Annotated in this window: 19 protein-coding genes and 1 pseudogene; 8 read left to right on the top strand and 12 right to left on the bottom strand. The window is 69.5% G+C overall.

The window, feature by feature from the left end:
* The first annotated feature begins 10 nt into the window (after positions 1–10).
* The 3 genes from rsmA to J9315_RS04590 are packed head-to-tail and all read left to right on the top strand — an operon-like array spanning position 11 to position 2,600.
* Entirely contained in the window at positions 11–922 is a 912-nt protein-coding gene (rsmA, locus tag J9315_RS04580; protein ID WP_211978890.1) for a 16S rRNA (adenine(1518)-N(6)/adenine(1519)-N(6))-dimethyltransferase RsmA, read from the top strand.
* Positions 919–1,869 (top strand): 4-(cytidine 5'-diphospho)-2-C-methyl-D-erythritol kinase, encoded by a 951-nt coding sequence (locus J9315_RS04585; RefSeq protein WP_211978891.1) that lies wholly within the window; start codon positions 919–921, stop codon positions 1,867–1,869. The genes rsmA and J9315_RS04585 overlap by 4 nt, the downstream gene beginning before the upstream one ends.
* A complete protein-coding gene (locus tag J9315_RS04590) occupies positions 1,869–2,600 on the top strand; it encodes an FCD domain-containing protein (protein ID WP_211978892.1) in 732 nt (243 codons plus the stop codon). Before J9315_RS04585 ends, J9315_RS04590 begins: the two co-directional genes overlap by 1 nt.
* Positions 2,601–2,667: 67 nt before the next feature.
* On the opposite strand, the gene J9315_RS04595 is transcribed toward J9315_RS04590, so the two are convergent.
* A complete protein-coding gene (locus J9315_RS04595; protein ID WP_211978893.1) occupies positions 2,668–4,071 on the bottom strand; it encodes a GntP family permease in 1,404 nt (467 codons plus the stop codon).
* Positions 4,068–4,625 (bottom strand): gluconokinase, encoded by a 558-nt coding sequence (locus J9315_RS04600; RefSeq protein ID WP_211978894.1) that lies wholly within the window; start codon positions 4,623–4,625, stop codon positions 4,068–4,070. Before J9315_RS04600 ends, J9315_RS04595 begins: the two co-directional genes overlap by 4 nt.
* A 123-nt stretch (positions 4,626–4,748) precedes the next feature.
* Between J9315_RS04600 and gndA the strand changes: the two genes are divergently transcribed.
* Together gndA and J9315_RS04610 are read left to right on the top strand one after the other, a co-directional pair.
* Positions 4,749–6,200, top strand: coding sequence for an NADP-dependent phosphogluconate dehydrogenase (gene gndA, locus J9315_RS04605; RefSeq protein ID WP_211978895.1), 1,452 nt, complete (start codon positions 4,749–4,751; stop codon positions 6,198–6,200).
* Between the two features lie 44 nt (positions 6,201–6,244).
* Positions 6,245–7,420, top strand: a complete 1,176-nt coding sequence (locus tag J9315_RS04610) for an alanine--glyoxylate aminotransferase family protein (protein WP_211978896.1) — start codon at positions 6,245–6,247, stop codon at positions 7,418–7,420.
* Positions 7,421–7,635: 215 nt separating this feature from the next.
* On the opposite strand, the gene J9315_RS04615 is transcribed toward J9315_RS04610, so the two are convergent.
* The 4 genes and pseudogenes from J9315_RS04615 to J9315_RS04630 form a co-directional block, all read right to left on the bottom strand.
* Positions 7,636–8,685 (bottom strand): homocysteine S-methyltransferase family protein, encoded by a 1,050-nt coding sequence (locus J9315_RS04615; RefSeq protein ID WP_211978897.1) that lies wholly within the window; start codon positions 8,683–8,685, stop codon positions 7,636–7,638.
* Positions 8,686–8,889: 204 nt separating this feature from the next.
* The gene (locus tag J9315_RS04620) at positions 8,890–9,201 is read right to left on the bottom strand and encodes a hypothetical protein (RefSeq protein WP_211978898.1); all 312 of its coding nucleotides are present in this window, start codon (positions 9,199–9,201) and stop codon (positions 8,890–8,892) included.
* 3 nt (positions 9,202–9,204) lie between these two features.
* Positions 9,205–9,552: a TraR/DksA C4-type zinc finger protein gene (locus tag J9315_RS04625; RefSeq protein WP_211978899.1), complete on the bottom strand. Its 348-nt coding sequence runs from the start codon at positions 9,550–9,552 to the stop codon at positions 9,205–9,207.
* Positions 9,552–10,073: pseudogene (locus tag J9315_RS04630) on the bottom strand (ABC transporter ATP-binding protein); the annotation flags it as partial. The gene J9315_RS04625 and the pseudogene J9315_RS04630, both read right to left, overlap by 1 nt.
* 35 nt (positions 10,074–10,108) lie before the next feature.
* Here J9315_RS04630 and J9315_RS04635 point away from each other — a divergent pair.
* Entirely contained in the window at positions 10,109–11,647 is a 1,539-nt protein-coding gene (locus tag J9315_RS04635) for a recombinase family protein (protein WP_006213383.1), read from the top strand.
* Positions 11,648–11,752: 105 nt separating this feature from the next.
* On the opposite strand, the gene J9315_RS04640 is transcribed toward J9315_RS04635, so the two are convergent.
* The 4 genes from J9315_RS04640 to J9315_RS04655 all read right to left on the bottom strand — a co-directional run bounded on the left by J9315_RS04640 (position 11,753) and on the right by J9315_RS04655 (position 15,406).
* On the bottom strand, positions 11,753–12,271 hold the full coding sequence (locus J9315_RS04640; RefSeq protein ID WP_144589511.1) for a hypothetical protein: 519 nt from the start codon (positions 12,269–12,271) through the stop codon (positions 11,753–11,755).
* A 106-nt stretch (positions 12,272–12,377) separates the two neighbouring features.
* Positions 12,378–12,947, bottom strand: coding sequence for a hypothetical protein (locus tag J9315_RS04645; protein ID WP_006213381.1), 570 nt, complete (start codon positions 12,945–12,947; stop codon positions 12,378–12,380).
* An 81-nt stretch (positions 12,948–13,028) separates the two neighbouring features.
* A complete protein-coding gene (locus J9315_RS04650) occupies positions 13,029–14,816 on the bottom strand; it encodes a type IV secretory system conjugative DNA transfer family protein (RefSeq protein ID WP_063249311.1) in 1,788 nt (595 codons plus the stop codon).
* On the bottom strand, positions 14,813–15,406 hold the full coding sequence (locus J9315_RS04655; RefSeq protein WP_249121029.1) for a hypothetical protein: 594 nt from the start codon (positions 15,404–15,406) through the stop codon (positions 14,813–14,815). Before J9315_RS04655 ends, J9315_RS04650 begins: the two co-directional genes overlap by 4 nt.
* 45 nt (positions 15,407–15,451) lie before the next feature.
* Here J9315_RS04655 and J9315_RS04660 point away from each other — a divergent pair, with 45 nt between their 5' ends.
* Both J9315_RS04660 and J9315_RS04665 read left to right on the top strand, forming a co-directional pair.
* Positions 15,452–15,817: a metalloregulator ArsR/SmtB family transcription factor gene (locus tag J9315_RS04660; protein ID WP_197464170.1), complete on the top strand. Its 366-nt coding sequence runs from the start codon at positions 15,452–15,454 to the stop codon at positions 15,815–15,817.
* 44 nt (positions 15,818–15,861) lie between these two features.
* Positions 15,862–17,091 (top strand): MFS transporter, encoded by a 1,230-nt coding sequence (locus tag J9315_RS04665; RefSeq protein ID WP_006213377.1) that lies wholly within the window; start codon positions 15,862–15,864, stop codon positions 17,089–17,091.
* 138 nt (positions 17,092–17,229) lie between these two features.
* On the opposite strand, the gene J9315_RS04670 is transcribed toward J9315_RS04665, so the two are convergent.
* Entirely contained in the window at positions 17,230–18,729 is a 1,500-nt protein-coding gene (locus J9315_RS04670; protein ID WP_006213376.1) for a hypothetical protein, read from the bottom strand.
* A complete protein-coding gene (locus tag J9315_RS04675; RefSeq protein WP_006213375.1) occupies positions 18,726–19,172 on the bottom strand; it encodes a hypothetical protein in 447 nt (148 codons plus the stop codon). Before J9315_RS04675 ends, J9315_RS04670 begins: the two co-directional genes overlap by 4 nt.
* Positions 19,173–19,219: the final 47 nt, after the last annotated feature.

The following is a 19,219-nucleotide window of genomic DNA, read 5'->3' on the forward strand; positions in this document are numbered from 1 at the left end:
GTTGTTGGGTGTGACGTTACTGACCGCACGCGACATCCGCGACATCGCCGCTGACATCGGTCTGCGCCCGACGAAGCAGAAGGGCCAGAACTTCGTCATCGACCCCAACACCGTGCGCTCGATCGTCGCGGCCGCCGACCTCGCCGGGGCGCAGAACGTCGTCGAGATCGGCCCCGGACTCGGGTCGCTCACCCTCGGCCTGCTCGAGGCCGGCCATGCCGTCACCGCTGTCGAGATCGACGAGGTGCTCGCCGCCCGCCTGCCCGCGACGATCGCGGAGTTCGCGCCGGAGGCCGTCGACCGGTTCGATCTCGTCGGCGCCGACGCACTCAAGGTCACCGAGCTGCCGCAGGCCCCGGACGCGCTCGTGGCGAATCTGCCCTACAACGTCGCCGTGCCCGTCCTCCTCCACTTCCTCGAGATCTTCCCGAGCCTGAGGACCGTCCTCGTCATGGTCCAGCTCGAGGTCGCCGAGCGCCTCGCCGCCGGGCCCGGCTCGCGGACCTACGGCGTGCCGAGCGTCAAGGCCCAGTGGTACGGCGAGGTCGGACTGGCCGGGCGGATCGGCAAGAACGTCTTCTGGCCGGCCCCGAACATCGACTCGGGACTCGTCCGCATCGACGTCACCCGCAGCGACCGGGATCCCGCCGAGCGCACGCGCCTCTTCTCCCTCGTCGACGCCGCGTTCGCGCAGCGCCGCAAGACCCTGCGTGCGGCCCTGGCGACGTGGGCCGGCAGCCCGGCACGCGCCGAGGAGGTCCTCCGCGCCGCCGACATCGACCCGCGCACCCGGGGTGAGGCGCTCGGCGTCGCCGACTTCGCACGCCTCGCCGCCGCCGAGGCCCGACTCGCCGCCGATGACAGCCGTCCGGCAGCGGAACAGAGCCCGGACGCCAGCCCGGAGGGCGGTCGCTCCGCATGACCGAGCAGCTGTCCCCGCGTCCCGGCGCCCCGACCCCGGTGAGAGTGCGCGCACCGGGGAAGATCAACGTCCACCTCGGCGTCGGCGGAGTCGGCGCGGACGGCTACCACGAGCTCGCGACGGTCTTCCAGGCCCTCGACCTCACCGAGACGCTCACCCTCATCCCCGGCGGGACGGGGGCGATCATCGTCCGGGGGCGCTACGCCGATGACACTGTGCCGCGCGGGGAGACGAACCTCGCCCGCCGTGCCGTCGACCTCCTCATCAGCACCTTCGAAGCCGAGCGCGACGTCGATGCGCTGCGCGGGCTCGACATCGTCATCGACAAGCAGGTGCCCGTCTCCGGGGGGATGGGCGGGGGCTCCGCCGATGCTGCAGCGGCCCTCACCGGTGCCGCGCACCTCATCGGGGGAGTCGAGACCGAGGTGCTCGCCGACCTCGCCGTCGACATCGGCGCCGACGTCCCGTTCCTCCTGCGCGGGGGCACGGCGATCGGCCACGGCCGCGGGGAGAAGCTCAGCCCCGTCCTCACCCGCGGGACCTTCCACTGGGTGATGGCCACCTCGGCGGGACAGCTCTCGACGCCTGCGGTCTACGGCCGCTTTGACGAACTCACCCCCGACCCGGGCCCGGCCGAGGTCCCGCCGGAGGTGCTCAAGGCGCTCGCCGCCGGTGACGTCGACGCGCTCGCGGCCGCCGCCGGCAACGACCTCACCGAGGCGGCGGTGTCCTTCCGGCCGGAACTCGCCGAGGTGCTCGAGGCCGGGCGGGAGGCCGGTGCGGTCCTGCCCCTGCTCAGCGGTTCGGGTCCGACGATCGGGTTCCTCGCCCGCGACGCCCACCACGCCCTCGACCTCGCCGTCCTCCTCCAGGCCACGCGGGGAGTCAAGGAAGCGCTGCGGACGACGGGTCCCGCGGCGGGCGCCCACGTGGTGCCGAGCGGCTGATGGCCGCCGACTCAAACCCGCCGTCGCGGGAGAACCTCCACGGTCAGGTCCTCGAGGCGATCGGACGCGACATCGTCTCCGAGGCGCTGCCCCCGGGCGTCGTCGTCAAGACCGAGGAGCTGCGCGCCCGCTACGACGTCTCGCTCTCGGTCATCCGGGAGGCCGTGCGCGTCCTCGAATCCCTCGGCATGGTTCGACCGGTGCGCCGGCTCGGTCTCGTCATCCTCGCGATGTCGGAGTGGACGATCCTCGATCCGCTCGTCGTCCGCTGGCGGATGGCGGTCCGTCCCGCCCGTCAGCTGCGGTCGCTGACCGAGTTGCGGGTGGCGATCGAGCCCGAGGCCGCGGGTCTCGCGGCGACCTATGCCGACGCCGAGGCGGCCGAAGAGATCATGCGCTTAGCCGCGCGGATGCGGGCGGCAGGGCGGACCGGTGACGTGAGCGCCTTCCTCGATGCCGATGCCGCGTTCCACCGCGCTGTCCTGCGCGCCGGCGGCAATGAGCTCTTCGCGTCGTTCGACACCGTCGTCGCCGAGATCCTCGCCGGTCGCACCGCGGAGGGGCTGCAGCCGCAGTTCCCCCATCCCGATGCGCTCCAGTGGCACTTCGACGTCGCCGATGCGATCGGCGGTGAGGAGCCGGACCGGGCCCGGCAGGCGATGGCGAAGATCGTCGCGAAGGCCTACGACGAGATGTCCTCGGTCTGGGACGGCGAGCCCCGGCGGACGTGAGAGGCCAGCGCCGCAGAACGCGCTGAGGCCCGCGCGCCTCTCAGCACGCGGGAAGGCTCGCCGCGCCTCAGAACGCGCTGACGACGGCGTAGAGGATGAGGCTGAAGGCGAAGCCGACGACGCCGAGGAGCGCCTGCCCGACCGTCCACGTCTTCAGCGTCGTCTTCGTGTCCATGCCGAAGAACCGGGAGACGAGCCAGAAGCCCGAGTCGTTGACGTGGCTGGCGAAGACGGAGCCGGCGGCGAGGGCGAGGACGATCGCGACGACCTGGAGGCTCGAGAAGTCCGGGTTGCCGACGACGATCGGCTGGACGAGCGCGGCGGCCGTGGTCAGCGCCACGGTCGCCGACCCCTGGGCGACGCGGACGATGGCGGCGATGAGGAATCCGGCGACGATGACCGGCAGGCCGAGCGCGGCGAGGGAGTCGGCGATCGAGTCGCCGATGCCGCTGGCCCGCAGCACCCCGCCGAACATGCCGCCGGCCCCGGTGATGAGGACGATCGAGCACACCGGTCCGAGTGCGGAGTCGACGATCGAGTCGACGAGCGAGCGGCTCTTGTTCTTCCGCCACCCGAGCAGCCACATCGCCGCGAGCACGGTGATGAGCAGCGCGATCGGCGTCTCGCCGAGCATCCGCAGGCTCGTCACCAGCGTGGATTCGCCGTCGACCCAGCCTGCCTCGGCGGCGAAGCCGAGTCCGGTGTTGAAGAAGATGAGGATGAGGGGGAGGACGAGGAGGGTGATGACGGTGGTCAGGCTCGGTGTCGACTTGAAGCTCGCATACTCGTCGTCGCCGCCGGCGGAGAGGATCGTCGGCACGGGAACGTCGAAGCGCCGGCCGATGAAGAGACCGAAGAGGTACCCGCACAGGTACCACGCGGGGATCGCGATGAGGATGCCGCAGATGAGGACGAGACCGACATTGGCGCCGAGGAGACCGGAGGCGGCGACGGGACCCGGGTGCGGGGGCACGAAGATGTGCATCGCGGAGAACGCCATCGCCGCGGGCATCGCGTAGAGGAGCAGCGACCCGCCGAGGCGGCGCGCGACGGTGAAGATGATCGGGAGCATGACGACGAGGCCGGCGTCGAAGAAGATCGGGAACCCGAAGAGCAGGGACGTCACCCCGAGGGCGAGTGGGGCGCGCTTCTCGCCGAAGGCCCTGATGAGACGGTCGGTGAGCACCTCGGCTCCGCCGGAGAGCTCGAGGAGGCGCCCGAGCATCGCCCCGAGTCCGACGAGGAGGGCGACGCTGGCCAGGGTCGAGCCGAACCCGTCGTAGAGCACGGTGACGAGGTCACCGGGGGTGATGCCGGCCGCGAGCGCCGTGAGGACGCTGACGACGACGAGGGCGACGAACGCGTGGAGCCGGAGCTTGATGATGAGCAGCAGCAGGAGGGCGATCGCCGCGGCGGCAAGGCCGAGCAGCGCGGGCGCCGGCAGCGTCCACGCGAGTTCGATATCGGTCATTGATCCTCTTCCTCGAGGCGGGTGCGGCGGTGGAGGGCGATGCGGGCGAGTTCGACGGGCAGGAGATCGAGGATCGTCTGCCGCACCTCGGGCAGGCTCTGCTCGATCGAGACGACCATGTGCGCCTCGTCGGGTTCGAGGGCCTCGAGAGTGGACAGCTGCGAGTCGAGCAGCGTCGGCGACATGAACTCGTGGGCGCGTCTGGCCAGGTGGTCGGCGATGACGGCGCGGGGACCGTCGAGGTGGATGAAGAACGTTGCCGGGGCATCGATGCGCAGGCGGTCACGGTAGCGGCGCTTGAGCGCCGAGCAGGCGATGAGCGGGGCGGGGAGGCGGCTGAGCTCGGTGGCGATCGCGGCGAGCCACGGCATCCGGTCGGTGTCGGTGAGCGGGATGCCGGCGGCCATCTTCGCCTTGTTCGCCGGGGTGTGCAGGTCATCGCCGTCGATGAACGTCACCCCGAGAGCCTCGGCGACCTGCTGGCCGACGACGGTCTTGCCCGTCCCCGACACCCCCATGATGACGAGTGGTGGAAGGGTCTGTCCCAGGTCCATAAGAATCTCTCGAAAACATATGATGATATTGATATGCTCTGCAGAATAAATCAGAGTTATTGAACCGTATTTCTTCTGCGGAAGACTGTCAACAACGTGACCCTGCAACGAAGAGGACTGCTGATGAACGCCGATGTCGCTGTGATCGGGACCGGAGTGATGGGGTCGAACCTCGCGCGCAACCTCGCCGGGCAGGAGGGTCTGCGCGTCGCGCTCTACGACCTCGACGTCGACCGCGCGCGAGCGGTGGCCGCGAACCACCCCGAGGCCGAGTTCCTCGTCGCGACCTCTCCCGCCGAGCTCGCCGGGATGCTGCGGACGCCCCGCGTCGCGATCCTCATGGTCAACGCCGGGGCCGCGACCGACGCCGCGATCGGCAGCATCGCCGAGGTGTTCGCCCCCGGCGACATCATCGTCGACGGCGGCAACTCCCACTTCACCGACACGATCGCCCGCGGGCGGCGGCTGGCCGAGACGGGCATCGAGTTCGTCGGCGTCGGGATCTCCGGCGGTGAGGTCGGCGCGCTCGAGGGGCCCTCGCTCATGGTCGGCGGCTCCGACGCCGCCTGGGAGCGCCTGCGCCCCCTCCTCACCCCGATCGCCGCCCGCGCCGAGGTGCCGGGTTCGGTCGAGCCGGTCCCGTGTGTGGCCCACATCGGCACCGACGGCGCCGGTCATTTCGTCAAGATGGTCCACAACGGCATCGAGTACGCCGACATGCAGCTCATCGGCGAGGCGTGCACGATCCTCCGCGACGGGCTCGGACTCACCCCCGCCCAGATCTCCGCGGTGCTCACCGAATGGAACGCGGGCGAACTCGAGTCCTACCTCATCGAGGTCACCGCCGAGGTCTTCGCCCACACCGATGCCGCGACGGGGCGTCCCTTCGTCGACATCGTCGCCGATGCCGCCGGTGCCAAGGGGACCGGGGCGTGGACGGCGCAGTCGGGTCTCGACCTCGGGGTTCCCGTGCCGACGATCGCCGAGGCGGTCTTCGCGCGGTCGCTGTCCCAGGCGGCGGATCTGCGCGCCCAGGGGGAGGCCCTCGGCGGACCGGTCCCGGCGGACACGGCCCCTGCCGACCGCCTCGGCGAGGCGATCGAGACGGTCCGCCGGGCGCTGTTCATGGGCAAGATCCTCGCGTACGTCCAGGGCTTCGACGAGATCGCCGCGGGCGCCCGCGTGCACGGCTGGGACATCCGCCTCGGCGAGCTCGCGTCGATCTGGCGGGCCGGGTGCATCATCCGCGCCCGCGTGCTCAACAGGATCGTCGCCGCCTACGAGGCGCAGCCGGATCTCAGCTCCCTGCTCGCCGCCGCTGATGTCCGGCAGTCGCTTGAGGCCGACCAGGCCGCTCTGCGCTCGACCGTCGGCGACGCGGTCGCGGCGGGGATCGCGGTCCCGGCGCTCGCCTCGGCGCTGGCCTACGTCGACGGCCTCCGCGCGCCCCGGTCCTCGGCGGCGATCATCCAGGCTCAGCGGGACTTCTTCGGCTCGCACACGTACGGGCGGGTCGACCGTCCCGGGGTCTTCCACACGCTGTGGTCGGGCGACCGCAGCGAAGTCGAGGTCTGAGCCGCCGGTGGCCCCGGCGCGGGGAACGTGGCACTGTGGGATCTATGACTCAGCCACATGATGCGACGCAGCCCCACGATCCGACCCTGCCCCACGACGACGTCGATCCCGGCGGTCTGCTCGAGTACTCGGTCGTCTTCACCGACCGTTCGCTCAACCACATGTCGGCGCGCTTCGTCTCCGTCATGCAGGACATCAACCGCATCCTGCGGACCGCCTACGATGCGCAGAGTGCGGCCATCGTCCCCGGTGGCGGATCCTATGCGATGGAATCGGTGGCCCGGCAGATCGCGACGGGAAAGAAGTGCCTGATCATCCGCAACGGGCTCTTCTCGTTCCGGTGGTCGCAGATCCTCGACGCCGGATCGATCGCGAGCGAGACCGTCGTCCTCCCGGCTCAGCCGGACTCCGACGATGTCCAGGCCGCGTGGTCGCCTGCCCCCATCGCCGAGGTGGTCGCCGCCATCGAGCGCGAACGTCCGGCCGTCGTGTTCGCTCCCCACGTCGAGACGGCCTCGGGGATGCTCCTGCCCGACGAGTACATCCGGGCCGTCGCCGATGCCGTCCACTCCGTCGGTGGAGCCTTCGTCCTCGACTGCATCGCCTCGGGTGCGGTGTGGGTGTCGATGGCCGATCTCGGCGTCGACGTCCTCATCAGCGCCCCGCAGAAGGGGTGGAGCGGTTCGCCGTGCGCGGGCTACGTCATGCTCGGGGAGGCCGGTCGGGCCGCGGTCGAGGCCGGCACCTCGACGAGCTTCGCGATGGATCTGAAGAAGTGGCTGTTCATCGCCGACGAGTACGAGGCCGGTCGCGCGCCGTACCACGCGACGATGCCGACGGATGCGCTCGCCCACAACGCCGCGCTCATGCGCGAGACCGAGGAGCGCGGCTTCGACAAGCTCGAGACGGCGCAGTTCGAACTCGGCGAGCGGGTGCGCGCGGTCTTCGCTGCCCGCGGTCTGCCCTCGGTGGCGGCCCCGGGGTTCCAGGCGCCGAGCGTGGTCGTCGTCCACACGACCAACCCGCAGCTGGCCAACGGTGCGGCGTTCAAGGAGGTCGGGCTCCAGGTCGCGGCCGGGGTGCCGCTGCACACCGGGGAGCCGGAGGGCTTCACGTCGTTCCGCATCGGGCTCTTCGGCCTCGACAAGCTCGGTGACATCGACGGCACCGTCGCCCGCCTTGAATCCGCCCTCGACCGGATCGACGTCACCGCGAAGTAGGGCGGCGGCCGGCCCTCGGGCCGGCCTGCGCATCGACCCGAGGAGCGCTCAGATGAGTTTTGGCCAGGTGGGACTGAGATGGCCAGTACACGCACTGGCCATCTCAGTCCCAATTGGCGCAAACCCGCAGTGACGCGCAGGAGCGGCCGGCGGCATCGGCCGCCGACCGCTTCACACGCTGCTGCGCCCGAGGCGCTGGTCCGCCCGAGGCGCTCTTACGCCCGGTCGCCGAGGGCGACGACGTTGTCGGCGAGGCGCTCGTTCGTGCCGTACATGAAGTGGTTGCTCATGTTCTCCGAGAACCGGCTCGCCTCCGTCGTCAGGCCGACGGCCTCGGCGACCTCACGGATGTGCATCGGAGTCGCACCGCAGCACACGCCGAGGTAGTTGACGCCGAGCTCGTGCGCTTCCTTCGCGAAGGCGCCGATCTCGTAGCGGTTGGTCTGCAGCGGATCGAGCGCGGTGGGGAAGGTCCGGCCGTGCGGGGACGGCACCGCGGCGTGGGGGTCGGAGAGGTTGAAGAAGGTCGGCTCCTCCTCGGTCGTCCGGTAGGGGATCGGCAGGGCGCCGACGTGACACGAGACGGCCGCGCGGATCTCTTTGAGCCACGGCAGCATCGTCGCCGGTCCGCGGAAGCAGTTGAGGCCGACGACGTCGACGCCGAGCTGCTCGAGGCGCTGGGCGGTCTCGACGATCCCGGCCCCGTCGGCCATCTCCTGGAACGCCATGGGCGCGAGGGTGAGGACGACGGGCAGGCCGCTGGCCTTCGCGATCTCGGCGGCGGCGATGGCCTCACCGGCGAAGTAGAAGGTCTCACCGATGATGAGGTCGGCGCCTTCCTCGACGGCCCAGCCGACCATCTCGGAGAACATCGCGCGGACCTCGTCCTGCTTCGCAGGGTCGGCGGGATCCCAGATGTTCGAGTTCGAGATGTTGCCGGCCATGAAGTTGCCGGGCTTGGCGTCGGCGACGGAGCGCGCGATCTGCAGGGCCGAGCGGTTGAGCGGCTCGAGGAGGTCCTCCTTGCCGATGACCCGCATCTTCTCGCGGTGTCCGTTGTACGTGAAGGCCTCGACGATGTCGGAGCCGGCCCGCTGGAAGTCGATGTGGAGGCTGCGCAGCGCCTCGGGGAACTCGAGCGCGACCTCGGGCACGAATTCTCCCGCGGAGAGGTAACCGCGCTTCTCGAGTTCGAAGAGGAAGCCTTCCGCGCAGATCACGGGACCGGCGTCGAGGCGCTCGGTGAGGGCGTTGGACTGTGACATGAGTTCTCCCGGTAGAGCTGAGATCGTCGGGCCCGATGACCGAGCTCCGTCGCATTGAGGACTCAGCCAGCTCATCACAGGCAGCGTCGCTGTCCGCCGTCGACCGTCACAGAAGGTCAGATTCGCGCCGCATTCCGTCACAGAAGGTCATGTCGCCGAGGCGGCCCGCCCTCCCCAGGCGCCTTGACTTCCGTATCGGGTTCGTCAGTTCCCGCCGCCGCGGCGGGCGCTCAGCCAGTCGGAGAGCAGCGCGGCGCCGAGGAAGGCGATGAGCCACACCCCGCCGAGGATGAGAGCGATGACGGGGAAGAACACCACCGCGTAGTTGATCTCGAGCCACAGCCCCGACAGTGCGAGGAGTGCGCAGAGGAGAACGCCGATGCCGGCGACGAGGCGGAGGACGAAACCGGGCGTCGACGCGGTGCGCCGGCCTCGGGCGGCCTGGACGAGGACGAGTACGCCGGCGAGGAGCAGGAGCAGCGGAGGGAGAACGATGAGAACGACTCCGGCGGCCATCGTCTACCTCCCGGTGTCCCTGCTCGCGCACGTCACGCACAGCGCCGCGTAGGGGCGAGCGTCGAGTCGCGCCTGGGCGATCGGCTGTGAGCAGGCGGCGCAGATCCCGAACGTCCCGTCATCGAGCCGGGTCACCGCCGCGGCGATCGCGGCGAGACGCTCACCGGCCTGCTGCCGCAGCGCGTCGGCCTGGCTGCGTTCGAACGCGATCGTCGAGCCCTCGGGGTCGTGTTCGTCGTCGCTGTTGTCGCCCTGCCGGGCAGCGGAGAGACCGTCGATCGAGGCGCTCAGCGACGCCAGGAGCGCACGGGTCTCCGCCTCCTCGTCGGCCAGTCGCTGCCGCCAGTCCACTACGCCTCCAGCGCCTCGGTGGCCTCGAGCCACCGCTCCTCGAGGGCTGCCGTCTCGTCCTCGAGTTCGCGGACCTGCGCGGTGAGCGCGGCGAGGCCCTCGAAATCGGCCTGATCGTGGACGGCCATCTCCTCGTGGAGGGCGGCCACCTGCGTGCTCAGCTTGTCCATGCGCCGCTCGATCGCCGAGACCTCCTTCGTCGCGGCCCGCCTTTCGGCACCGCTGAGCTTCGGTGCCGACGACTCCTCCGCCGAGGCGGTCCCGGCGGGATCTGCACTGTTCGACCCCGTTGCCGGGCTCGACCCCGAGGCTTCCTCCGCGCGCAGGCGCAGGTACTCGTCGACCCCGCCGGGCACGTGCCGCAGGCGGTGGCCGAGGATCGCGTACTGCTGATCGGTGACCCGCTCGAGCAGGTAGCGGTCGTGGGAGACGACGATGAGGGTGCCCGGCCACGAGTCGAGGAGGTCCTCCATCGCGGCGAGCATATCGGAGTCGACGTCGTTGGTCGGCTCACCCAGCAGCTAGATGGCAGATGCAAGAGGAGCACCTGTCTGTCATGGAGACTCGACTACCCACCCGACCACCGGCTTCCGAGATCAAGGCTCTCATATACACGCGAGCCTCGATGGATCGTCACTACCTCATGCGCTCGACCGACGATCAGGAGACGGACTGCCGCGCCTGGTGCGCGCAGCAGACGTGGAATGTCGGCAGGGTCATCACCGATGCCAATCGATCTGCATCGAAGTGGCGCACCCGCGAGCGTGAGGGGTTCGAGGAGGCTCTCCACCTGATCGCCTCCAAGAAGTATGACGCGTTCGTGACGTGGGAGCCCTCCCGCGCCGGACGTGAGCTACTGGCGTACGTGCAACTGCGTGCGGCTTGTCAGGAAGCCGGTGTGCTCTACCTGACGAAGGGCCGGGTCTATGACTTTTCCCGCCATGACGACAGCTTCATGATGGGGCTGGAGTTCCTCACTGCGGAGAAGGACGCCGCGGTGATCCGGGACCGGCAGCTGCGCACTGTGCGGCTCAACGCGCAGAAGGGTCGCCCACACGGTCGGCTCCCCTACGGGTACCGCAGGGTGTATGACGAGCAGACGCGTGCGCTGGTTCGTCAGGAGATCGACCCGGGAAAGGCCTCGATCATCATCACGGCCGTCGATGAGATTCTGGACGGGGTCTCGATCAACAACATCGTGACTCGCCTGAATCGCGCGGGGGTGCCGACCCCGATGAAGCCGACGTCCGACCAGTCGCGAGGTTGGATGAGCTCAACCCTGCGCCAACTCATCAAGAGTCCAACGATTGCGGGCCTGCGCATGTATCAGGGCGAGGTCATCGGTGAAGCGGACTGGCCGGCGATCGTTCCGGTCGAAAAGTGGGAGAAGGTCAACCAGATCCTTGCGGACCGGGCTCGCCGTACTCGGTACGTGGAGGAAGGCAACCATAGTCACCCCAGGTGGCTGCTGTCATTCATTGCCAGGTGCGGCTTCTGTTCGCACCCCTTGGTGCGCATTCATGGTGCCGTGGATCGCAAGCGGACTGGGATGCCTCGAGACAACTACATCTGCGGGAAAGTGGGGTGCCGGAAGGTCAGTATCGACATTCCCTACACGGACGCTTACGTCACCGGCGCACTACTTGGTTGGCTGTCCAAGCCTGAGAGCCTAGCGGTCATTCTGGGCCCGGACGACAACTGGAACGAGCGGGTCCGCGAAGCCCAGGACCATGTCGCAGCACTGCGCAGGCGCCTCGCCGACGCAGCGGGCGAGTATGCACAGGGCCGGATCAGCATGACGATGCTGGCCGATGTCGAGGAACGCCTCAAGCCCGAGATCGAACGTGCCGCGAAAGCCGCCGTTCCCCCGGTCGCCGACAGGCAACTCCTCGCACTGATCCAGACGAAGGATCTGGATGCCGCATGGGAAGCTCTCGACCTGGTCGAGAAGCGCCGCATGCTCAAGATGCTGCTCGACATCCGGATCGAGAAGGCCAAGACCATGGGCGGCCGCTTTGATCCGGCACGGATCAAGATCACTCCTCGGTTCTCGGTTCCCGAGACATATCAATGGAGGCGACCAGAATCGTCCTGACCGCTGCGCCCTGACGGTCAGTCGGCGGTAGGAACGACGCGCCGAGCTCTCGCCCCAGCTCCTGGAGCCGCGAGAGCTCGGCGCTCGTCTGCTGAGCTGCGGTACTCATCGCAGTTCCCCGGTGCGCGGATCGGCGCCTGCGAAGAAGGCGTCCTCGGCGGCGCGGCGTTCGGCGACTCGTGCGGCGACGTACTCGACGAAGTCGGCATCGCGGTCGGCGACGAACACGTCCTCGACCGGGTCGGCGGGGTCCTCGCCGGGCCAGGTCGTCTGCCTGGTTGGCCGGTCGCGGTCCAGGCGGGTACCGGAGGCGGCGACCCATTCGCGCAGCCTGGCGCGGGCGTCGGCGAAGTCGCGATGCCACCCGAACGGGGCACTGCCGTTCTGCTCGGGGTGGTAGGCACACAGCCAGTGCAGATGCAGCGCTGAGAGCTCCCAGACGAGTTCGTCGTGGCGGTGCCAGAACGGTGGGATGACGCTGGCGGGCAGCCCGTAGGTGCGGCGTGTCGTCTCGACCCACCGGTTCAGGGCGTACCACTCCTTTTCGAGTTCGTCGGCGCGCAGCAGGTACCAGTTCACTGGGTGCGGCGGGCCGGGGTCCTCCTCGTCCTCGTCTTCGAGCATCCCCTCGTCGTCGAGGTCGAGCTCGTCCTCGGGCAGCTCCTCCACGGCGGGCTCACCGGGGGTCTCGTGGTCGCGGTCGTCGGTCATGATCGGGACTCCTCGGTGCTCACAGGCCCATGTCCGGCGACTGCCGGTCGGGCCGGTACTCGGGCGCGGCGAACGCGGCAGGCGTCTGCTGCTGCGCCACCTGCCGTTCCGGCTGCTCGGGAACACCGGAACCGGCGGACTGCTGGGCTGCGTCACGTTCGACGGTGGGTCGCTGGGCCTGTTCGCGGCGCGGGGTGCGGTCGACCTCGTAGGTGGTGCGGGCCATGTCGTGACCGAGCGCGGTCGCGACGAACCGCTGCTTCGTCTCGCCGGTGCTCTTGGACTGGTAGTCCTCCATGCGCCCCTCGGCGATGAAGAAGTCGTTCTTGGCGAGTTGCTTGTAGGCGCGCACGGCGACGCCCTTGTAGGCGACGAGGTCGTGGTAGGTGTTCGGCAGACGGGTGTAGGTGCCGTCGTCCTCGTAGTCCCAATGACGCTGCTCGACCTTCGCGTAGAACGCCGCTTTGCCCTTCTGAGTGGTGCCCAGCGTCGGCTCGGACTTGATGCGTCCCTTGAAGGACTCGCGGACATCCGCGCCCTGCTCGGGCTGGGTCTCGGGGCCGGTTCCTGGGTTCTCGTGCTCGGCCATCGTGCTGCTCCTGTCTTCCTGATGCGGCCACCTGTCGTGGCGGCCGTCGTGACAGGCAGGTGCACACGAGCTGTCCCGGACCTACCGAGGCGGGTCGGGGCGGCGCAGCAGCGCCTCGATCTCGGCCCGGTCGGTCTTGAGCTGGTCGGCGTCGGCGCGAGCGGGCCAGGCGCGCAGATCGGTGACGATCGGCGGGGCCGCACGCAGCAGGGTCACCGCGGTGCCGAACGGGAGGGTCCGCAACCGGTCGGGCGGGAAGATCGCGACCCTGCGCACGGAGCGCTGGTTCTGGCGAGTGCCGTGATCACCGAGGGTGATCGAGTCGGTGTACTCATCACGTTCACCGATCAACGTGGACAGGTCTTGAAGGTCTTTGCTGTTCGAAGCCCCGCCGAGAAGAATCTTCACGATGGAGGCGTCCCAGATCGCGCCGGCCTGGTTCTCCGACCACTTGTCGCGCGCCTGCGCGAGAGACTGGAGCACGGGCAAACAGGTGATTCCGGTGCCACCGCCCTCGGCCATCAGCGTCGGCAACGACGGCAGCGGGGCGAGGTTGCCGATCTCATCCAACGCCAGCAGCAGTGGCGGGTCGAGACGGGCTCCGGGTGAGCGTGCCGCGATCCGCCGGGCGGTCTCCACGAGATCCTCCACCAACGCGGCGACCAGTGCTGCGGAGGCTCCGGCTCCAGCACCGGTCGCGAGGAGGAACAGGGTGCCCCGATCACGGATGAACGCTTCGGGGTCGAACTCCTCCCCGGGGCCGGGGCTGACGGCATCGAGCACCCGCGGGTCAGCGAGAGCACCGAGGGCCAGAGAGACGCCCTGCCAGATCGAATCGCGGGTCCTGGGGTCGGCGTCGATCATGGATTCCAGCGAGTCCGCCCACCCCGTGGCCGCGTCCGGGCTGTTGGTGAGGATCGCGACGGCCTCCGCCGCAGCCGAGGGGTCCAGGGTCCAGCGGAACAGCTCCGCCGGGGAACGCCCATCAAGAGCAGCGGCGTGCAGCAGAGCCTGCAGCGCAGTCCTCGTCTTGCCTTCCCAGAATCCGCCAGACTCCACCCCGCCGGCAGACAGGCCGGTGGCCGAGGCGAGGCCGGTAGCGCGGATCATCGCGGTGAGAGGGTCGGCGCAGCCACGCACGGGCGACCAGCGCATCCCCGCCGGGACGCCCTCGGCCAGGTGCTGGGGGTCGAACACTGCGACCGGGCCGTGCTTCTCTCTCGCGCGCAGGGTCGCGGTGAGGTTGTCCGGGCGGGTGCTGGTGGCGATCACCGCCCCCGGCGCGTCGAGGATCGCGGGGATTACCACGTGCAGGCCCTTGCCGGAGCGGGGTGGTCCGATGAGCAGGATCGAGTCCTCGACGCTGGCCCACACCTCCCGGCCCCGGCACATCCCGAGTCGGTAGCCGACATCCGCCGGGGTCGGCTTGGAGAGAGAGGGTCGCAAGTTCCCGGCGCGGGTGAGCAGCGCCGTAGGTGAGGCGACCGTGGCCACCTCGTGGCGGGTCGCGACTCCGGCGGTTGTGTGCGGGTCGACCTCGGTCTTGCGGGCGTGACGGCGCAGCCGCGTCCACACCCAGCAGCCGCCGGCGACCAGCCCGGCCAGCAGCACGACGGTCACGGCCCAGTAGGCGACCGCGCTCATCCCTGGCGCGTCGAGCGCGGCGGCAGGATCACCGGGCCGGAACAGCACCGAGATGCCGGAGGCGGGCCCAGCGGCGGGCTGGTCGGTGCCGGTGAGGAACGCGGCCACCGATCCGGCGCCGCGCAGGATCAGGGCGAGGCCGAACAGTCCGACCAGCCCGATCATCGCGGCGTTGGTCAGCTCGTCGCCGAAGCTGCCGCTCTGGCGGCCCTGCGGGACGCTCATCGCAGCCTGCGCGCCACGACCGTGCCGGAGACGCGCCCGACCAGCAGCACCTCTCCGGCATCCCCGACCCGTCGCGGATCGAGCAGCCCCCGTGCAGTGCCGTCGCCGGCCGCGTCGGTGTCGGAGACGAGCACGGTGCAGGCGATGTCCTCCCCGGCGACGAACCCCTCCCCGGTGACCTCGATCAGCGCCGGCACCGCCTTGGGCCGTCTCGTCTTTGGGGCCGGCTCGGGTGCAGGGTCGGCGCGGCGTGGTTGTGCGGCGACGAGTTCGGTGAAGCTCGTGCCGTCGGCCTCGTGCACCTCCACCCGCACCGGCACCGCACGCTCCTGGCTGGCGTGGTCGATGATCTGCGGGAACGCGGCCCGCGACCACGGCCGCTGGTCGTCGTCGGGCGGATACACGGTGCCGTCGATCATCACGGTCATCGACCCGTCGGCGTGGATATCGAGGATCACGGTGCGCATCGACACCGGCACCGGCTCAGGGAGATTCGCATGTCGTCTCATGCCGGCCAGGTGCACAATCCCGTACCCGCACCGTTCATCCTGGCTGCTGCTGGCGCAGCTGCCGGGCCTCGTCCAGCACACGACGGCAGGGTTCCCTCACCCATACGCCGCTGTTAGTATCTGCGTATGGATGCAGATAAGCAGATGTGCGGCATGGATCCCGCGTCGGAATACGTCGATCTCGCCGCGGAGGTCTTGGGACTGTTGTCCGATCCGACGCGGATCAGGATCGTGCTGGCCCTGCGCCAGGCCGACGAGTTGCCGGTGAACGCGCTGGCGGAACTGGTCGGGAAGAAGCCCTCGGGGGTGTCGCAGCATCTGGCCCGACTACGGATGGCGCGGATGGTCACGACCCGGCAGGAGGGCACGAGCGTGCTCTACCGCCTCACCGACGAACACGCGGTCGCCCTGGTGGTCGAGGCGATCAAGCAGGCCGAGCACGCGGTCGCGAACGGGCAGATCCCGCCCCACCACCACGCACCCCGGCAGTAGTAGCCCGTTCGTCGCACAAACTCTCGTTCGTTAGGCCTCGTCTCATGCTTGCTGTCCTGCGCAATCCCACCTACGCGAAACTGTTCAGCGCGCAGGTCATCGCGCTGCTGGGCACGGGCCTGCTCACCGTCGCGCTCGGACTGCTCGCCTTCGAAATCGCCGGCGGCGACGCCGGCGTGGTGATGGGTGTGGCGATGACGATCAAGATGGTGGCCTACGTCGCCGTCTCCCCCCTCACGACGGCACTCACCACCCGTCTCAAGAGAAAGCCACTACTCATCGGGACCGATCTCATCCGGGCTGGGGTCGCGCTCTCGCTGCCGTTCGTGACCGAGGTGTGGCAGATCTATGTGCTGATCTTCCTGTTGCAGTCCGCATCGGCGACGTTCACGCCCGCGTTTCAGGCCGTGATCCCGTCCGTGCTCCCGGACGAGGGACAGTACACACGTGCCCTGTCGCTGTCGCGGCTCGCCTACGACTTGGAGTCGCTGGTGAGCCCGATGCTCGCCGCCGCCTTACTGACGGTCGTCAGCTTCCACAATCTCTTCGCTGGCACCGTGGTCGGGTTCCTTGCCTCTGCGACCCTGGTGCTTGTCTCCCGCTTTCCTCGCTTCGAGGCTCCCGCTCCGGCGCCGTTCTTCGATCGCCTCACCCGCGGCGCCCGTGCGTTCTGGGCCAGCCGGGAGCTGCAGGGCCTGATGGCGCTGAACCTCGTCGTGGCGACGACCACGGCGATGGTGATCGTCAACACCACTGTCCTCGTCCTGGGCGATCTGGGCCGCACCCAGTCCGATGCTGCGCTCCTGCTCGCCGCCTACGGAGGCGGCTCCATGATCGTGGCCCTGACCATGCCCAAGCTCTTGGAAGCCGTCTCGGACCGGCGAGTCATGCTCACCGGCGGCATCGCCCTGCCCGTCCTTCTCCTGGCCGGAGCCGGGGTGCTCGCCTGGACCGATGGCACGCCCCAGTGGGTCGGGCTGCTGAGCGTGTGGGCGCTGATGGGGGCGGCAACCTCCACGATCCTCACCCCCTCCGCCAGGCTGCTGCGGCGAGGCAGCACGGAAGAGAATCGGGCCGCGGTGTTCGCCGCGCAGTTCTCCCTGTCCCACGCCTGCTTCCTCATCACGTACCCCCTCGCCGGTGTTCTCGGCGCCGCTATCGGCCTTCCCGCCGTGGCTCTCGTCCTCGTCGGTATCGGCATTCTCGGCGCGGTCCTCGCCACCACTGCTTGGAGCGCTACGTCCCGCACTCTCGTGCAAGCTCACAAGCGATGAGCACAGGGAGCGCTCATGCCCTCCACGACCGCTTCGACAAAGATCGATCCGATCGCTCGTACGGTTGCATCTGTAACGAACATGCGACCCCACAGTCAAGGTCAGAACGTCTGGAGATCCGCGGAATCACGCGGATTCTTACCCTACGCGGGGTTGGTTTTTTCCGGGATCGGACATGCGGCTGGTGGTGTCGAAGAGCTCGTACTCGGCCGGGTGGAGCTGGTGCTGGACGACGAAGGAGCGTTCCTTGATCCGCCACAGCCCTTGTCCGGTGCCCAGCGTCGGCAGCAGCTCGCGCTCGGTGCCGGTCAGTCCAAGGGTCTTCGCGGTCGTGCCCAGCTGGTCGGATTCCTGCCGGTAGATGATGCGGGACTCCGCATTGGCGAGCAGGGAGTTCGCGAGCGAGCGCATGGCCGAGCCCTGGTCGCCGACGTTTTCCAGGTCGGTGAGCTTGTGGAAGATGAGCATGTTGCTGATCCCGTACGCCCTCGCCAGCCGCCAGTGCGCATCCATGCGCTTGAGCAACGCGGGTTCGGACATGAGGCGCCAGGCTTCGTCGTAGATGCACCAGCGCTGCCCGCCGTTCGGGTCCAGCAGCGCCGATTCCATCCACGCGCTGGAGCACGTCATCAACACCGACACCAGCGTGGAGTTCTCGGTGACTCGCGACAGGTCCAGGGACACCATCGGCAGGGTCGGGTCGAACACCTCCGTCGACGGGCCGTCGAACAGGCCGGAGAGGTCCCCAGCCACCAGTCGTCGCAGCGCGTGTCCGACCATGCGGCCGTCCTCGGCCAGCCGCCCGTCAGGGTCGTGGGAGGGAGACAGGAGGTGGTCGACGATCATCGGCAGGATCGGCACCTCGTTCTCCCGTACCGTTTCGGCGAGGGCGGTGTCGATCGCGGTGTGCTCCAGCGGCGACATGGGCCTGGCCAGCACGGTCTCGGTGAGCGCGCCGATCAGGTCGCGGCGGCGGGAGGCGACCGTCGTCTCCCACTCCGCATCGCTGAGCCCGGAGGGGCGGTAGCCCTCGTCGAGGGGGTTGAGGCGGGTGGGCAGGCCGTGGCCGAGCTGGATCGCCCGCCCGCCGACGGCGCGGGCGATCTCAGTGTGCTCGCCTTTCGGGTCACCGGGAACGTAGACCCGCCGCCCGAACGGCAGGCTGCGCGTGTACAGGCTCTTGGCGAGGGAGGATTTGCCGCTGCCGACGATCCCTGCGACCACGACGTTCGGGGCGGTGATGACCCCGGTCTGATACAGCACCCACGGGTCGTAGACGAACGAGCCCCCGGAGTAGAGGTCCTGGCCGACGAACACGCCCGCCGAGCCCAGGCCGCCCTCGGCGAGGAACGGGTACTGGGCCGACAGGGTCGCGGAGGTGTCCTGGTGGCGGGGCAGCCGGAACCGGCCCGGCGTCCGCAACGTTTGCTTGCCGGGCTCCCCGGCGGCGGGCAAATACCGAGTGGCCTTGCGCTCGGCCCGCTCGACCTCGGCCTTGGCTTTCGCTTCCGCGACCTCGCGGCGACGCTGCTCGGCCTGCAACCGGGCCGCGGCCTGGCGGCGCTGCGCCCGCAGCCGTCGCCGCTCGGTGGCCGGGGCGACCAGCACGGAGGTATGTAGGCGTTCCTTCTCGCTCACAGTCCCAACCCCCGCCCCTGACCTCTGCTGGACCCGGCGGGGTGCGGGTCGAACCACGACCCTGCCGGCTGCGCGACCCGCGCCTGCCTCCCCGCGCGCAGGGAACGCCGCGTCGTGTGCTTCGGAACGGTGGTGGGGTGTTCGATGGCGGTGACGGCACCGGTCAGGCGGGTCGTGGTCTCCTCCAGTGCGGTGCCGGCCTGATGGAGCTCGTCACCGATCTGCAGCCCGGTATCCCGTGCGAGGGCCGGGGCGCCGGGGAGGGTGTGGGCGACGGCGATCCGGTCGATCGCCTCCCGCATCGCCGTGGCCGCATCGCGCAGGTCGCCCAGCAGTGTGGCGGTGCCGGGACCCGTGGCCTGCAGTTCACTGTCCGCGGCGAGGTGGCGCAGGTTGCGGGCGGCCTCGGTGGCGAACGCGGCGGGATAGTAGACGGCGGACATGATGGCCTCCCAGGCACGAGAACGACGGGGATGTGGTGCAGGTGCAC

This window comes from Brevibacterium sp. W7.2, from assembly GCF_018137945.1.
Taxonomy (GTDB): domain Bacteria; phylum Actinomycetota; class Actinomycetes; order Actinomycetales; family Brevibacteriaceae; genus Brevibacterium; species Brevibacterium sanguinis.

What these genes read in the sequence shown, in the direction of transcription:
- J9315_RS04585 (WP_211978891.1), top strand. Translation starts at nt 919, where the DNA reads ATGACCGAGCAGCTGTCCCCGCGTCCCGGCGCCCCGACCCCGGTGAGA.
- J9315_RS04590 (WP_211978892.1), top strand. Translation starts at nt 1,869, where the DNA reads ATGGCCGCCGACTCAAACCCGCCGTCGCGGGAGAACCTCCACGGTCAG.
- J9315_RS04595 (WP_211978893.1), bottom strand. Translation starts at nt 4,071, where the DNA reads ATGACCGATATCGAACTCGCGTGGACGCTGCCGGCGCCCGCGCTGCTC.
- J9315_RS04600 (WP_211978894.1), bottom strand. Translation starts at nt 4,625, where the DNA reads ATGGACCTGGGACAGACCCTTCCACCACTCGTCATCATGGGGGTGTCG.
- gndA (WP_211978895.1), top strand. Translation starts at nt 4,749, where the DNA reads ATGAACGCCGATGTCGCTGTGATCGGGACCGGAGTGATGGGGTCGAAC.
- J9315_RS04610 (WP_211978896.1), top strand. Translation starts at nt 6,245, where the DNA reads ATGACTCAGCCACATGATGCGACGCAGCCCCACGATCCGACCCTGCCC.
- J9315_RS04615 (WP_211978897.1), bottom strand. Translation starts at nt 8,685, where the DNA reads ATGTCACAGTCCAACGCCCTCACCGAGCGCCTCGACGCCGGTCCCGTG.
- J9315_RS04620 (WP_211978898.1), bottom strand. Translation starts at nt 9,201, where the DNA reads ATGGCCGCCGGAGTCGTTCTCATCGTTCTCCCTCCGCTGCTCCTGCTC.
- J9315_RS04635 (WP_006213383.1), top strand. Translation starts at nt 10,109, where the DNA reads ATGGAGACTCGACTACCCACCCGACCACCGGCTTCCGAGATCAAGGCT.
- J9315_RS04640 (WP_144589511.1), bottom strand. Translation starts at nt 12,271, where the DNA reads ATGCTCGAAGACGAGGACGAGGAGGACCCCGGCCCGCCGCACCCAGTG.
- J9315_RS04645 (WP_006213381.1), bottom strand. Translation starts at nt 12,947, where the DNA reads ATGGCCGAGCACGAGAACCCAGGAACCGGCCCCGAGACCCAGCCCGAG.
- J9315_RS04650 (WP_063249311.1), bottom strand. Translation starts at nt 14,816, where the DNA reads ATGAGCGTCCCGCAGGGCCGCCAGAGCGGCAGCTTCGGCGACGAGCTG.
- J9315_RS04660 (WP_197464170.1), top strand. Translation starts at nt 15,452, where the DNA reads ATGGATGCAGATAAGCAGATGTGCGGCATGGATCCCGCGTCGGAATAC.
- J9315_RS04665 (WP_006213377.1), top strand. Translation starts at nt 15,862, where the DNA reads ATGCTTGCTGTCCTGCGCAATCCCACCTACGCGAAACTGTTCAGCGCG.
- J9315_RS04675 (WP_006213375.1), bottom strand. Translation starts at nt 19,172, where the DNA reads ATGTCCGCCGTCTACTATCCCGCCGCGTTCGCCACCGAGGCCGCCCGC.